The 13,711-nt window shown below is 65.6% G+C and carries 15 protein-coding genes; 11 read left to right on the plus strand and 4 right to left on the minus strand.

Going from position 1 to position 13,711, the window contains the following annotated elements; genetic code table 11:
• Positions 1-68 precede the first annotated feature (68 nt).
• The 3 genes from yajC to secF are packed head-to-tail and all read left to right on the plus strand — an operon-like array spanning position 69 to position 3,002.
• Entirely contained in the window at positions 69-386 is a 318-nt protein-coding gene (gene yajC / locus AAG612_RS00160; protein WP_342506052.1) for a preprotein translocase subunit YajC, read from the plus strand.
• 18 nt (positions 387-404) lie between these two features.
• Complete coding sequence (gene secD, locus AAG612_RS00165; protein WP_342506054.1) at positions 405-2,003, plus strand: protein translocase subunit SecD; 1,599 nt, start codon at positions 405-407, stop codon at positions 2,001-2,003.
• An 18-nt stretch (positions 2,004-2,021) separates the two neighbouring features.
• Entirely contained in the window at positions 2,022-3,002 is a 981-nt protein-coding gene (secF, locus tag AAG612_RS00170; RefSeq protein ID WP_342506056.1) for a protein translocase subunit SecF, read from the plus strand.
• A 51-nt stretch (positions 3,003-3,053) separates the two neighbouring features.
• Here secF and AAG612_RS00175 read toward each other — a convergent pair whose 3' ends face one another.
• Both AAG612_RS00175 and AAG612_RS00180 read right to left on the minus strand, forming a co-directional pair.
• Positions 3,054-4,241 (minus strand): glycosyltransferase, encoded by a 1,188-nt coding sequence (locus AAG612_RS00175; RefSeq protein ID WP_342506058.1) that lies wholly within the window; start codon positions 4,239-4,241, stop codon positions 3,054-3,056.
• Between the two features lie 2 nt (positions 4,242-4,243).
• Entirely contained in the window at positions 4,244-4,816 is a 573-nt protein-coding gene (locus AAG612_RS00180; RefSeq protein WP_342506060.1) for a helix-turn-helix domain-containing protein, read from the minus strand.
• Positions 4,817-4,917: 101 nt separating this feature from the next.
• On the opposite strand from AAG612_RS00180, the gene AAG612_RS00185 reads away from it, so the two are divergent.
• Both AAG612_RS00185 and AAG612_RS00190 read left to right on the plus strand, forming a co-directional pair.
• A complete protein-coding gene (locus AAG612_RS00185; protein ID WP_342506062.1) occupies positions 4,918-5,397 on the plus strand; it encodes a DUF6456 domain-containing protein in 480 nt (159 codons plus the stop codon).
• Positions 5,398-5,527: 130 nt separating this feature from the next.
• Entirely contained in the window at positions 5,528-6,109 is a 582-nt protein-coding gene (locus tag AAG612_RS00190) for a glutathione binding-like protein (RefSeq protein ID WP_342506064.1), read from the plus strand.
• Here AAG612_RS00190 and AAG612_RS00195 read toward each other — a convergent pair.
• Positions 6,106-6,681: a uracil-DNA glycosylase family protein gene (locus AAG612_RS00195; RefSeq protein WP_342506066.1), complete on the minus strand. Its 576-nt coding sequence runs from the start codon at positions 6,679-6,681 to the stop codon at positions 6,106-6,108. The two genes, AAG612_RS00190 and AAG612_RS00195, sit on opposite strands and share 4 nt — an antisense overlap.
• Positions 6,678-8,498, minus strand: coding sequence for an ABC-F family ATP-binding cassette domain-containing protein (locus tag AAG612_RS00200; protein WP_342506068.1), 1,821 nt, complete (start codon positions 8,496-8,498; stop codon positions 6,678-6,680). Before AAG612_RS00200 ends, AAG612_RS00195 begins: the two co-directional genes overlap by 4 nt.
• Before the next feature lie 102 nt (positions 8,499-8,600).
• Between AAG612_RS00200 and AAG612_RS00205 the strand changes: the two genes are divergently transcribed.
• From AAG612_RS00205 to AAG612_RS00230, 6 genes are all read left to right on the plus strand, one after another.
• On the plus strand, positions 8,601-9,329 hold the full coding sequence (locus tag AAG612_RS00205) for an SIMPL domain-containing protein (protein WP_342506071.1): 729 nt from the start codon (positions 8,601-8,603) through the stop codon (positions 9,327-9,329).
• A 108-nt stretch (positions 9,330-9,437) separates the two neighbouring features.
• Positions 9,438-9,773: a hypothetical protein gene (locus AAG612_RS00210; protein ID WP_342506073.1), complete on the plus strand. Its 336-nt coding sequence runs from the start codon at positions 9,438-9,440 to the stop codon at positions 9,771-9,773.
• A 120-nt stretch (positions 9,774-9,893) separates the two neighbouring features.
• Positions 9,894-10,571 (plus strand): response regulator transcription factor, encoded by a 678-nt coding sequence (locus AAG612_RS00215; protein WP_342506074.1) that lies wholly within the window; start codon positions 9,894-9,896, stop codon positions 10,569-10,571.
• Entirely contained in the window at positions 10,522-12,072 is a 1,551-nt protein-coding gene (locus AAG612_RS00220) for a sensor histidine kinase (RefSeq protein WP_425341818.1), read from the plus strand. Before AAG612_RS00215 ends, AAG612_RS00220 begins: the two co-directional genes overlap by 50 nt.
• Positions 12,073-12,184: 112 nt before the next feature.
• Positions 12,185-13,207: a polyprenyl synthetase family protein gene (locus AAG612_RS00225; protein WP_342506076.1), complete on the plus strand. Its 1,023-nt coding sequence runs from the start codon at positions 12,185-12,187 to the stop codon at positions 13,205-13,207.
• A 95-nt stretch (positions 13,208-13,302) separates the two neighbouring features.
• A complete protein-coding gene (locus tag AAG612_RS00230; RefSeq protein WP_342506078.1) occupies positions 13,303-13,707 on the plus strand; it encodes a hypothetical protein in 405 nt (134 codons plus the stop codon).
• Positions 13,708-13,711 lie beyond the last annotated feature (4 nt).

A 13,711-nucleotide genomic window follows, 5' to 3' on the forward strand; every position in this document is an offset into this window, starting at 1 on the left:
CGAAACTTGCACTCGTCATCCCAGCTCTCCATCTCGACCATTCCAACGTAACAGGCACCCGGATTTCCATGCTCGATCTTATGACCGCCGCAGCAGCCAGCGGCGATGCGCCCCCGGCCTGGCTTCAGTTCCTGCCCTTCGTGGGCATGATCCTGATTTTCTGGTTCCTCATCATCCGTCCGCAGATGAAGCGGCAGAAGGATCATCAGGAAAAGATCGGCGGCCTCAAGAAGGGCGACCGCGTGGTCACCGCCGGCGGACTGATCGGCAAGATCGTCGCCGTGCGCGACGATGAAGTCGATGTGGAACTGGCGCGCGACATGCGGGTAACGGCGGTGAAGAGCACGATCGGCGACGTGATCCTGCCCAAAGCCAGCAACGACTGACCCAGGAAGACCTGAGAGATGCTGGATTTTCCTCGCTGGCGTAAGATTTGGCTGTGGGGCCTGACGTTCATGGTGGTGCTGTGCGCCATCCCTTCGTTCTTTGCCGCCCTCGGCGTCGCCTACCCCGACGAACTGCCCGAGCCGACCGTCAATCTCGGCCTCGACCTCGCCGGCGGGAGCCACATCCTGCTCGAGGCGGAGCCCGAACAGGTCGCGGCCCAGCGCCTTCAGAACATGGAAGAGAGCGTGCGCACCGCGCTGCGCGACGCCGACCCCGAAATCCGCATCGGCGATGTTTCGACCGCGAATGGCCGCCTGTCTTTCATGCTCGAGGATACGAGCGAGATCGACCGGACGCGCGAAATCCTGACGCCGCTGATGAACGGCCAGGGGCTGACCCGCGAATGGGAACTGACCGTGGTCGACACCAGCCGCGTGGTGCTCACTCCCAGCCAGCAGGCGATCGATACCGCCGTGACGCAGGCGATGGACAGCGCGACCGACGTAGTCCGCCGCCGGATCGACGAACTGGGCACGCGCGAACCGACGATCATCCGCCAGGGCGATACCCGGATCGTGGTCCAGGTGCCGGGCCTGCAGGACCCCGAACAGCTCAAGGAACTCCTCGGCCAGACCGCGCGGCTCGAATTCAAGCTCGTCGATCTGGATGCGCTCCCCAATGACGTGGCGCAGGGCATTGCCCCTCCGGGCAGCCAGATTTTCCCTTATGCGGAGGGTACTCCGGGTGAGGGCACCAATATCGCGGTGCGGCGCCTCGGCGGGATCCAGGGCGACAGCCTTACCGGCGCACAGCCGGGCGTCGATCCGCAGACCAACGAAAACGTGGTCAACATCCAGTTCGACCAGCAGGGCGGCCAGCGCTTCGCCCAGCTGACGACGCAGAATGTCGGCAAGCCATTTGCCATCATCCTCGACGGCGAAGTCCTGTCCGCGCCCAACATCAACGAACCCATCCGGGGCGGTGGGGCGCAGATCTCAGGCAGCTTCACTGCCGACAGCGCCAATGCCCTGTCGATCTCGCTGCGCTCGGGCGCGCTGCCCGTCGATCTCGCGATCGTCGAGGAACGCACTGTCGGGCCGGATCTTGGCGCGGACTCGATCCGTGCGGGCCTGATCGCCATGGGCGTCGGTTCGCTGCTCGTGGTCCTGCTGATGATCGCGACCTACGGGCGTTTCGGCGTCTATGCGACCGCTGCACTGGTCATCAACGTCACCATGATCCTCGGCATCATGGCGATCCTCAACACCACGCTGACGCTGCCGGGCATCGCGGGCTTCGTGCTGACCATCGGCGCGGCGGTGGACGCCAACGTGCTGATCAACGAACGCATCCGGGAAGAGCGGAAGCGCGGGCGCAAGGTCGTGACCGCGGTGGAGAACGGCTATCGCGAGGCGAGCCGTGCGATCTACGACGCCAACATCACCAACGCCATCGCGGGTGCGCTGCTGTTCGCCTTCGGCTCGGGGCCCGTCCGCGGCTTCGCCATCGTGCTGCTGATCGGCCTGGTCACCAGCGTGTTCACCGCCGTCATGTTGACCCGCATGTGGGTCGCCGACTGGCTCAAGTCCGCGCGTCCGCGCGACATCAACATCTGACGGGGAACGGGATACATCATGAAACTTCTGAAACTCGTCCCCGACGATACCAACATCAAGTTCCTGAGATGGCGGGTACCGTTCTACATCGTCAGCCTGATCCTGATGACGCTCAGCTGGGTCGCCGTGTTCACCATGGGCCTGAACTACGGCGTGGACTTCGCCGGCGGTCAGGAAATCCGCGCCACCTTCGTGGGCCAGCAGGAAGCGCCGATCCCCGAAATTCGTGACACTGTGGCGGGGTTGCCCGACACGGGCGATCCGGTTGTCCAGCGCTTCGGCGCCGAGAACGAGGTCTCGATCCGCGTCAAGCTGCCGCCCGAAGCGGAAGGCGACAAGGAGTTCGCCGACCGGCTGACCCGCGAGATTACCGACGCGCTCGACAGTGAATATCCCAACATCCGCATCGACGGTGTCGACAGCGTGTCGGGCAAGGTTTCGGGCGAATTCCGCACGGCCGCCCTCTACGCCCTGCTGGCCGCGATGGCCGCCATCGCGATCTATATCTGGGTCCGTTTCGAATGGCAGTTCGGCGTGGGCGGGCTGTTCGCATTGTTCCACGACGTGTCGCTGACGATGGGCTTCTTTGCGGTGACGCAGCTGGAATTCAGCCTGCAGATCATCGCCGCGATCCTCGCCATCATCGGCTATTCGCTGAACGACACCATCGTCGTCTACGACCGCATCCGCGAGAACCTGAAGAAGTTCCGCAAGATGCCGGTGCCCGAACTGCTCGACCTGTCGGTCAACGAGACGCTGGCACGCACCATCATGACCTCGCTGACGCTGCTGGTCGCGCTGATCCCGCTGCTGCTGATCGGCCCGGCGAGCCTGTGGGGCATGGTCGCGGCGATCACGCTGGGCATCTTCGTGGGCACCTACAGCTCGGTCTACATGGCCGCTCCGCTGCTGATCTGGCTCGGCGTGTCGAGCACCAGCTTCGTGCCGCAGGAAGACAAGGCGGATCAGCAGGCAAAGGTCGCCCGGGGCGAGGCCTAGGGCTTCTTGCCAGACTGTCGCCACGGGCAGTCTGGCAGCACGCCCGGCGGTTCAGCCGATTACTTTGGCATAGAGCCGGGCGAGCGCCTCGGCGTGTTGCGCCCAGCCGAAGCCTTCGACCACCTGCGCTGTCTCGGCGCGCGTGGCAGATTGTCCGAGCACCATCTGCACGCCGCGCGCAATCGCTTCGGGTTCGCGCGCCACGATCAGCCCCGCCGCAGGCCCGCGCACCAGCTCGCGCGCACCGCCGGCGTCGGCGATGACGATCGGTGTCCCACACGCCAGCGCCTCGACCCAGGCATTGGCCAGCCCCTCGCTCGCCGAGGGCAGCACCATCGCATTGGCGGCGCTGAGCACCAGCGGAAGCAGATCGTGATCGAGCGAGCCGAGCAGGTGGACACGGGCTCCAATCCCAAGCCCGTCCGCCAGCGTGCGCAGCTTCGCCTCGTCCGGCCCCTTGCCCACCAGCAGCAGCCTGGCATCCGGCAGGTCCACCAGCGCGCGCAGCACCAGCTCTTGCCCCTTGCGCGGGATCAGCGCGCCCACGCTGACGAGGATCGGCTCCTTCTCGCCCAGCGGCAGACCTAGCTTTTCGCCCAGCATCCGCCGCAGACTCTCGTTCTGGAGGGGGCGAAAGCGGTCGCGATCCAGCCCGGTGTAATGGATCGCGATTTTCTCGCGCGCCATGCCCAGCGCGGTCATGTCGTCCGCCAGCGCATGGCTGACCGCGAGCAGCTGGCTGGCATTCTTGGCGGCTGCAAGCATCGCGGTCTTCGCGTAGCCTTTGCTGCCCCAGTAATGAATATCCGCGCCGCGCGCCTTGATCGCCAGCGGCAGGTCCAGATCGCGCGCAATCGCGGCCGCGGCGGGCCCATCGGGATAGAAGAACTGCGCATCGACCATGTCGAAGGCTTGCGCGGCGTGCAGCCTGCGCGCCAGCGGTAGCACGGCGCGGGCGATCAGGCGCGGATTGAACCGCCCGCCAACCTTGGGGATGAGCGTGAAGCGCGGGCGATGAACTGACACCGCGCCGCGTTCCTCGTTCACCGTCGCATCGGCCAGCGCACGATACTCGCCCGCGAGGATCGGCGGCAGGCCGATCGGATTGATGACCGTAACCTCCCAGCCATCGCGCGCGGCCAGCGCCTCGAGCGAATGCGACACGAAGGTGCCGAAGCGCGGGCGGGCAGCATTGGGATAGAGGGTGGCGAGCGAGAGCAGGCGACGCGCGGGTTTCATGGTCACAGCGGGCGGACCAGCGTTTCGGCCACCGCAAGCCAGGCGGGATCTTCGACGATCACCTGCTTTCGGCCCGGTTCGGGGGGCAGCAGCGCGAGGCGGCCCGGTTCGCTATCGACCAGCCGCCCGAAGGCGAAGCGACCCGCGCGGCGCGGCACCAGCACGTCGCGGTTGATCGCGCGCCCCGCCTCTTCTGGCGCAAGCTGGCGCAGCCACAGCTGGTCGCCCTTGCGAAAGGCACCGGTGCTGGCGATCACCTCCATCACGAGCCGCGTACCGGCGGTGCCCATCTCGTCGGGCGGTACTGCGTCGCGGGATTTCTGGAGCGCGTGCGGGCCATCATCGTCGAGTGTCGCGACGATCGCGGTTCGCCCGGCCTGTTCCGATCGCACGAGCTGTTCCGGGTCGATGCCGAGCGCGGTCCCGATCCGCTCCATCCATTTGAGCGAGAGGTTACGCGTTCCCGTCTCCAGCCGGCCGATCGTCTGCGCACTCGTGGGCGGGTCGCAGGCGGCGGCGAGATCGGCGAGCGTCCAGCCCTTCTGGCGGCGAATATCGCGGATGCGGTTGATCATCGTCGGGTGGCTCTCTTTCACCGATATGGTGAAATGTCTTTCCTACAGACATCCGCTTTTGGCAAGCGCGCGGCTCTTTTAAAAGATGGGAGAAACGGCGCATGGCACGCGAACTTGCAGAACGCGAATTGACGAGCGAGGGGCCGAAACGCACGGGCGAGGGCGGCGTGCGTGCGCGGCGCCGGTCGGTCACGGTGAACCTCGCCGAAAGCCCCTTGTCGTGGCTGCACGCGCGCGGCCACCTGAGCGACCGGCTGTTCGACGCGGGCGAGCGGCTGCGTGCCGACTACGAGAAGGCGCAACTCAGCCCGTCGGTTACGATGCGGTGGGATCCGGTACGGATCAAGGGCGGGCCCGATGCCGGGCTTTCACCGACCGAACGGCAGATGGCCGCCAAAGCGCGTTTCGACGGCGCGCTGGCCGCTGCGGGCAGCGGGCTGTCCGACGTTTTGTGGCGCGTGGTGTGCGCGTGCGAGAGCCTGCCCGCAGCCGAACGCGCGCTGCAATGGCCCGCGCGGTCGGGCAAGCTGGTGCTCAAACTTGCGCTCGAACGGGTGGCCGATTTCTACCGCATAAGGTGAGGCGGTTTTTTTGCTTCAGGACACTGTGTCAGGTGTGTCAGGCCGTCGGCGCCCATCGCGGTCTTGCGCGGATCGCGTGGGCGTCTGCGCCGTTGTTGGTGCAGGACACGCAACCCGAGGAAACCCGACCATGAAGCTCTATTTTTCGTCCGGCGCCTGCAGCCTCGCCAGCCACATCGCCCTGATCGAGAGTGGGCAGTCATTCGAGGCGACCAAGGTCGATCTCTCGCAGCACAAGACCGAGAATGGCGAGGATTTCTACGCGATCAGCCCGCGCGGCTACGTCCCCGCGATCGTCACCGACGACTTCGGCCTGCTGACCGAGAATGCAGCGGTGCTGCCATACCTTGCGCAAGCCACGGGCACGCTACCCGATGGCGAAGCGCACTTCCGGCTGCACGAGTGGATCGGCTTCATCGGGACCGAGATCCACAACGCCTACGGCCCGCTGTTCGGCGGGGCCGAGGGGGATGCCAAGGACAAGGCGAAAGATACGGTGGCGAAGAAATACCAGCTCGCCGAAACGCTGATGGATGGCCGTAAGTGGTTGGTGACGGATGGTCCGACGGTGGCGGACAACTACCTGTTCGTGACGCTGCTGTGGGCGAACAAGTTCGGGATCGACGTGCCGCAGTCGCTGGTCGACTACCGCGAGCGCAATCTGGGCCGCGACGCGGTCAAGAAAGCGATGGCCGACGAAGGGCTGGGTTAAGCCAGCGCCTCGCGCACGCGCCGCCGCACTTCGGGGACGAGTTCCGCTTCGAACCACGGATGCTTGCGCATGAACATGGTGGAGCGCCACGAAGGGTGCGGCAGCGGGATCGTGTCGCCGAAGCTGCGCCAGTCGGCGACCCGGTCCGCCATGCGCGCGTTGCGCGTCTCGGGCAGGTAGCGTTTCTGGGCGTATGTGCCGACCAGCAGCGTCAGCCGGTCCTGAGGCAAGGTGGCGAGCACGCGCTCGTGCCACAGCGGCGCGCATTCGGGGCGGGGTGGCTTGTCGCCCCCGCTGGCCTTGCCGGGGTAGCAGAAGCCCATCGGGACGATCGCCACGAGCGCCGGGTCGTGCAGCTGGTCGCGGGTCAGCCCGGTCCACTCGCACAACCGCTCGCCGCTCGCGTCGTCCCACGGGATGCCGCTGGCGTGGACCTTGCTGCCCGGCGCCTGCCCGACGATCAGGATGCGGCTGGTGGCGGAGAACTGGGCAACCGGGCGAGGTTCGAAGCCGAGTGCGGCCTCGCAGACCCGGCATGCGGCGATCTGGCGGTGGAGTTCCCGGGTGCTCAACCCTCGACCCGCTCCGCGAGTGTCAGCCAGCGCTCTTCCGCCGCATCCTTCTCGCTTCGGGCATTCTCGACGCCCTTCGAGATGGTGGCGAAGCGCTGCGGGTCCTTGGAATAGAGCTCGGGATCGGAAAGGATTTCCTCGCCCCTCGCGATGGCCAGCTCCAGCTCCTCGATACGCTCCGGCAGCGTATCGTAATCGCGCTGGTCCTTGAAGCTGAGCTTGTCCGCACGCGGCGGGGGAGGGGGCGCGGCAGGAGCAGGTTTGTCCTTCGCCGGAGCCTTCGCCTTGCCGATGATGGGCGTGCTGCGCTTGGCGACCCAATCCTCGTACCCGCCCGCGACCACATCGACCTTGCCCGACCCGTCGAGGCCGAGCGTCACCGTCACGGTACGGTCGAGGAAGTCGCGGTCGTGACTGACGATCAGCACGGTGCCCTCGTAGTCCGCGATGACCTCCTGCAGCAGGTCGAGCGTTTCGAGGTCGAGATCGTTGGTCGGTTCGTCGAGCACGAGAAGGTTGGATGCTCGCGCGAACTCGCGCGCCAGCAGCAGGCGCGACTTCTCGCCGCCAGACAGGATGTCGATCTTGGTGTCGACGATGCCCGGGTCGAACAGGAATTCCTTGAGGTAGCCCTGCACATGCTTGCGCGTTCCCCGCACGTCGATCCAGTCGCCGCCTTCGGCCAGCACCTGGCGCACGGTCTTGCCTTCGCCGAGCAGGCTGCGCTGCTGGTCGATCATCACGCCGGTCAGCGTCTTGGCGATTTCGACGCTGCCGCTGTCCGGCTCAAGCTCGCCGGTCAGCATCTTGAGCAGCGTCGTCTTGCCCGCGCCGTTCGCTCCGACAATCCCGATCCGATCCCCGCGCTGGATGCGCAGGGAGAAGTCGCGGATGATGGTGCGCTCGTCGCCTTCAGGTGTCGGATAAGATTTGCTGATCTGGTCCGCGACGATCACCGACTTGCTCTTGAAGTCCTCTGCGGTGGCGAGCTTGAGCTTGGCGGTGCCGCTGGTGTCGATCATCGCGGCGCGCTGTTCGCGCATCTTGTAGAGCGCTTCCAAGCGCCCCTGGTTGCGCTTGCGCCGCGCGGTCACGCCGCGCTCCAGCCAGTGGGCTTCCAGCTTCAGCTTGGCGTCGAGCTTTTCCGCCGCGCGCGCTTCCTCGGCATAGACCTGCTCTTCCCACGCTTCGTAACCGCCGAAGCCGACTTCCTTGCGGCGGATGGTCCCCCGGTCGAGCCACAGGGTCGCGCGGGTCAGGCGCTTGAGGAAGGTGCGGTCGTGGCTGATGACGATGAAGGCGCCATTATAGCGGTCGAGCCAGCTCTCCAGCCAGTCGATCGCGGCGAGATCGAGGTGGTTGGTCGGCTCGTCCATCAGCAGCAGATCGGGGTCCTGCGCCAGCGCGCGGGCAATCTGCGCGCGGCGCCGCTCGCCCCCGCTCGCGCCCTTTGCCTCGCGGCTCATGTCGATGCCGAGCTGGCCTGCGATGGCTTCCACCTCATGCTCGGCAGGCGGGTTCTCCCCACCGAGGGCGAAATCCATCAGCGTTTCGTACTCGGAGACATCGGGGTCCTGCTCCAGCACCACGATCCGAGTGCCGGGCTTCACCTTGCGCTGGCCCTGATCGCCTTCAAGCCGGTCGTCGATCAGCCGGAACAGCGTGGTCTTGCCCGCCCCGTTGCGGCCGATCAGCGCCAGCCGGTCGCGCGGGGCCACGTGCAGGTCGATATTGTCCTGGTTCGGGCCGCCGAACAGCCAGCGCCCGCCCTGCTGAAGGCCGAGGTTTTCCAAGGAAAGGATCGGAGGTTGCGCCATGGTTGCCGCGAGTTAAGGCGGCAGCGCCTATCGAACAAGCCTTCCGCGTCCGCTCCGCACCGATTAGGGGTGGATGCACACGTATCCTGTTGGAGAACCTCGATGATCCGCCAAGCTATCATGCCCGCCTCGATCGCTATCGCCGCGCTGGCCGCCACGCCATCGGTTGCGGCGGACGTCCAGATCCAGGCCACCGGCCCGGTGATCGAGCTTGTCGTCAGCGAGCGGGTGGAGGTCGAGCCGGACGAGGTGACGATCAGCGCGGGCGTCCAGACCGAGGCGATGACCGCGCAAGAGGCGCTGTCGCAGAACTCGACGCAGATGCAGCGCGTGATCGACCGGCTGAAGTCGCTCGGCATCCCCGAGCGCGACATTCAGACCACGCGGATCAATCTGGGCGCGCGCTTCGATTACGATCAGCAGACGCGCCGGCAGGTCTTCCGTGGCTACGAAGCGTCCAACCAGGTCAGCGTGAAGCTGAGCGATACGGAGAGTGTGGGCGAAGTGCTCGATGCGCTGGTGCAGGCGGGGGCAAACAACATCAACGGGCCGAGCTTCTCGATCTCCGACGATACCGAGCCCAAGGCCGAGGCGCGTCGCCGAGCGATGGAGCGCGCGCGGATGATGGCGTTGGATTACGCGCGGGTTGCGGGCTATTCGAACGTTCGCGTGCTCCAGATTTCGGAAAGCGTCCAGGGGCAGGCGCGCGAGATGTACTCCGCCGACAGCATCATGGTGACCGGTTCGCGCGTCGGTGGCGCTCCGCCAGTGCAGCCCGGAATGGTCGAAACCGGGGTGACGGTGTCGGTGACCTACGAGGCAGTGAACTGAGGCGCCGATTATGGCGAGCGTTCATGAAATAAGGCGGAAAGCTGAACGATTGGTGCTGGCCAGCATTCAGAGGTCATTCAATGGCTTCCGGGCATCTGAGGTAAACATATGAAACCGATCATCGCCCCCCTCCTGCTCGGTTGCGCCATTGTCGCAACGCCCGCTCCCGCGCTTGCCCAGAGCAATCCGGCGCAGGACGCCGCGCGGCGCGATACGCAGTCGGGCAAGGCGCTTCCCCTGCGCCAGCTTGAACAGATCGCCTTCCGCGCATTGGGCGGGCCGCTGTGCTCCAATTCACGGAACGACGGGAATTGCTACGAATATCTGGGCTTTGCCTATGACCCGGTCGCCATGGCCTACCGTTTCCGCTTCATCCGCAAGAGCGTGGTGATCGATATCGACGTGGACGCCCGCACCGGCCGCGTGATCGGACGTTCGCGCTGAGGTTTCTGGCGGTAAGGAAGGGCTTGTTGTTGACGATGATGCGCCATCCGCTCCAAGGAGCGAGCGTGTTAATGACGCTGGGGCAAATGACGCTGGCCAAATGACAAGGACAAGACGCCGATGCGCATCCTGATCGTGGAAGACGAGCCCACGCTGGGCGAACAGCTCAAATCGACGCTCGAACAGAACGGCTATGCCGTCGACCTGTCGACCGACGGGGAAGACGGGCATTACCTCGGCTCGACCGAGGATTACGATGCCGTGATCCTCGACCTCGGCCTGCCCGAGATCGATGGGCTGACCGTGCTCGGCATGTGGCGCAAGGAAGGCCGCAGGTTCCCCGTGCTGGTGCTGACCGCGCGCGACAGCTGGAGCGACAAGGTCGCCGGGCTCGATGCAGGCGCGGACGATTATCTCGCCAAGCCGTTCCAGACCGAGGAACTGATCGCCCGCCTGCGCGCGCTGATCCGCCGTGCTTCGGGCAATACCAGCAGCGAACTGACCGCCGGCGACGTGCGGCTCGACACGCGTTCGGGCCGCGTCACGCGCGGCGGCGATCCGGTGAAGCTGACCGCGCAGGAATACAAGCTGTTGAGCTACCTGATGCACCACAAGGGCAAGGTCGTCAGCCGCACCGAGCTGATCGAGCATATCTACGATCAGGATTTCGACCGCGATTCGAATACGATCGAGGTCTTCGTCACCCGCATCCGCAAGAAGCTGGGCGCGGAAGTCATTACAACGATACGTGGCCTTGGCTACAGCCTCGACGACCCCGCCGACGCGCCCCGGGCCTGACGGCGCGCCTGAGGACGCGGCCGAGGCTCGGCCTGCGCCAAGCGGCGACGGCAGGCCTGCGCCCCGGCCCGGCAGGCGCGACCCGCGTGCGCCCGACCGGGTCGCGGGCGAGGCTTTCGAGGAACGGCCGCGTGATTTCGTGGCGCCGCACACCGGCAGCCTGACATGGCGCGTGATGGCGATTTCCGCGATTTGGATTGTCGTTCTGCTCTTGGGGGGGGGCCTCGCGCTCGACCGCACGCTCACCAATCTAGTTGAAAGCAATTTCGACACCCAGCTGAACAACAACCTGAACGCGCTAATTGCATCCGCCGAGGTTCAGCCGGGCGGACAGGTTTGGCTGATGCGGCCCATGGGCGACCAGCGGTTTCTCGAACCCAATTCAGGCCTTTATTACCAGATCAGCCCTTCCGGCGAGCCTGTAACGCTGGATAGCGATTCAGTGAATCCGTCACGGTCGCTTTGGGTTCAGGCGCTAGACCTGCGTCCCTCAGCTAAAGACGAAGTCGTCAATTACGACAGCATGCAGTTCAAAGAAGAGCCGCTGCGAATTGCGCAGCGTGATGCGGTTCTCCCAAGGAGTGACACCTTGTGGACCTTCGTGATAGCGTCCTCCCGCGAGGATATCGACGAACAGATCGACCGGATCCGCCGGATCCTCGTCATCAGTTTCGTGATCCTCGGGCTGGGCCTGATGGTGCTGGTGCTGTTGCAAAGCTATGTCGGCCTGCGCCCGCTGCGCCGCATCCGGACCGCGATCCAGAACATCCGCACCGCGGGCAGCAACCGGGTGACCGCTCCCCTGCCGCTCGAGGTCCAGCCGCTGGTGCAGGAATTGAACATGCTGCTCGAACATTCGGAGCGGCAGGCGGAAGAGGCGCGGACCCATGCCGGCAACCTCGCGCACGCGCTCAAGACCCCGCTGACCGTGGTCAACAACGCCGCGACCGCCCACGCGCCCGATCTGGCCGATACCGTGATCCGCGAGGCGCGCACGATGCGCCGCCATGTCGACCACCACCTTGCCCGTGCCCGCGCGGTGGGCCGCCGCGCGGTAGGCCATGCGCAGACCCCGGTGCGCGACAGTGCGGAAGCCGTGCGCCGTGCGGTCGAGCGGCTCTATCCCGATGTGCGCTTCGACATCGACGGATCGCACGAAGCCAAGGTCGCGATCGAGCGACAGGACCTCGACGAAATCCTCGGCAACCTGATCGAGAACGCGGCGAAATACGGCGGCGGCAGCGTGTTCGTGACGATCGATGCCGAGCCCGAGGATAGCCGCTGCGTCATCTGGATCGAAGATGACGGGATGGGTATCCCCGAAGAAAAGCGGATCGAGATTTTCGATCGCGGCGCGCGGCTCGATACCGGCAAGCCGGGCACCGGCCTCGGCCTCGCCATCGTGCGCGATGTCGGCGAGATCTACGGCGGGGCGGTGGAATTGGCGGAAAGCGAGGACCTGGGCGGGTTGCTCGTCCGGCTCGCTCTGCCGCGTGCCTGATGGGGAAGCGCTGTGCGAGTGCCCCGATGCACCGCCCAATTCGACTCTACGCAACTCCGCATGTCCGTTATGCGCTTGAAATGATCGGTCAGCTTGGCCATTGCGCTGCCGGATGACTGCCGAGATCGTCCCTCTCGCCCGCGCGTCCGGCGCCACCCAGGCCTCGATCGATGCGATGCTGTCGCTGACCGCGCCAGGGCTCAACGCCGTGAACGCCGTGATCCTCGACCGGATGCAGAGCGAAATCCCTCTGATTCCGCGCCTCGCCGGGCACCTGATCTCGGGTGGCGGCAAGCGGTTGCGGCCCATGCTCACGCTCGCGGGGGCAGAGCTGGTCGGCTACCAGGGCACGCGCCATCACAAGCTCGCCGCCGCGGTCGAGTTCATCCACACCGCCACGCTGCTGCACGACGATGTGGTCGACGGCAGCGAGATGCGCCGGGGCAAGGCCGCCGCGAATATCATCTTCGGCAATCCGGCGACCGTGCTGGTCGGCGATTTCCTCTTCAGCCGCGCGTTCGAACTGATGACCGAGGATGGCAGCCTGCGGGTGCTGAAAATTCTCTCTTCCGCCAGCGCGATCATCGCCGAGGGCGAGGTCGCCCAGCTGACCGCGCAGCGCAAGGTCGCCACCAGCGAACAGCGCTATCTCGACATTATCGGCTCCAAGACCGCCGCGCTCTTCGCGGCCGCCAGCCGCATTGCGGCAGTGGTTGCCGAATGCAGCGAAGCGGAGGAGCAGGCGCTCGACGATTATGGCCGCAACCTCGGCATCGCATTCCAGCTGGTCGACGATGCGCTGGATTATTCGTCCGACGCGGCGGAGATGGGCAAGGACCGGGGCGACGATTTCCGCGAGGGCAAGATGACCCTGCCCGTGATCCTCGCCTATGCGCGCGGCGACGCGGAGGAGCGGAAGTTCTGGGAGGCCGCCATCCTCGGCCACCGCACCTCCGACGAAGACCTGGCCCACGCGGTATCGCTGGTGGAACGCCACGACTGCGTAACCGCCACTCGCGACCGCGCCCGACACTTCGCGCAGATGGCCGCCGACGCGCTGTCGATCTTCCCCGACGGCAAGGCGCGCGAGGCGATGGTCGAAGCCGCGCACTTCGCGGTGGCGCGGGGGCATTGATACCTGCCTGGCCGGGGATAATGTCGAAAATATTCGACATCCTGTAAGGAGTCTCCTATGTAGAAGATATTCTACATAACGGAGGAGATTCGCACATGTCGTTCAGGGAAAAATCCGCATGGGTCATGGGAGCGATCATGCTCGCCACCGGGCTCTGGTATGCCACTTTGGTCGCGCACGCGCCGCACGCCCCGGTGATCGGTCCGCTGATTCCCTACGTGCTCGCGGTGATCGTGCTGTCGATCGTCGCGCAGACCGTACTCGCCATCGCGTCTCCCAAGGAGGCGAATGCGCCCGCTGACGAGCGGGAGCGGGCCGCGATTGCTCTCGCAGGCAAATGGTCGGGCATCGTGCTCGGCGTGCTGGCAATTTCCGCTTGCTTCACCTTCGTCGTGCTGCCCTCTGGCACGATGCTGTTCCATCACGTCATCGGCGCGCTGATCGTGGCGCAGCTGGCCGAGTATATCTTCCAGATATACTTCTTCCGCCGCGCGATATGATGGA

The organism is Citromicrobium bathyomarinum, from assembly GCF_038594605.1.
Taxonomy (GTDB): Bacteria; Pseudomonadota; Alphaproteobacteria; order Sphingomonadales; family Sphingomonadaceae; genus Alteriqipengyuania; species Alteriqipengyuania bathyomarina_B.

Coding starts and splice junctions, on each gene's coding strand:
- AAG612_RS00205 (WP_342506071.1), top strand. CDS start 8,601: ATGATCCGCCAAGCTATCATGCCCGCCTCGATCGCTATCGCCGCGCTG.
- AAG612_RS00230 (WP_342506078.1), top strand. CDS start 13,303: ATGTCGTTCAGGGAAAAATCCGCATGGGTCATGGGAGCGATCATGCTC.
- AAG612_RS00185 (WP_342506062.1), top strand. CDS start 4,918: ATGGCACGCGAACTTGCAGAACGCGAATTGACGAGCGAGGGGCCGAAA.
- AAG612_RS00225 (WP_342506076.1), top strand. CDS start 12,185: ATGACTGCCGAGATCGTCCCTCTCGCCCGCGCGTCCGGCGCCACCCAG.
- AAG612_RS00190 (WP_342506064.1), top strand. CDS start 5,528: ATGAAGCTCTATTTTTCGTCCGGCGCCTGCAGCCTCGCCAGCCACATC.
- AAG612_RS00175 (WP_342506058.1), bottom strand. CDS start 4,241: ATGAAACCCGCGCGTCGCCTGCTCTCGCTCGCCACCCTCTATCCCAAT.
- AAG612_RS00200 (WP_342506068.1), bottom strand. CDS start 8,498: ATGGCGCAACCTCCGATCCTTTCCTTGGAAAACCTCGGCCTTCAGCAG.
- AAG612_RS00215 (WP_342506074.1), top strand. CDS start 9,894: ATGCGCATCCTGATCGTGGAAGACGAGCCCACGCTGGGCGAACAGCTC.
- AAG612_RS00210 (WP_342506073.1), top strand. CDS start 9,438: ATGAAACCGATCATCGCCCCCCTCCTGCTCGGTTGCGCCATTGTCGCA.
- secD (WP_342506054.1), top strand. CDS start 405: ATGCTGGATTTTCCTCGCTGGCGTAAGATTTGGCTGTGGGGCCTGACG.
- yajC (WP_342506052.1), top strand. CDS start 69: ATGCTCGATCTTATGACCGCCGCAGCAGCCAGCGGCGATGCGCCCCCG.
- secF (WP_342506056.1), top strand. CDS start 2,022: ATGAAACTTCTGAAACTCGTCCCCGACGATACCAACATCAAGTTCCTG.
- AAG612_RS00180 (WP_342506060.1), bottom strand. CDS start 4,816: ATGATCAACCGCATCCGCGATATTCGCCGCCAGAAGGGCTGGACGCTC.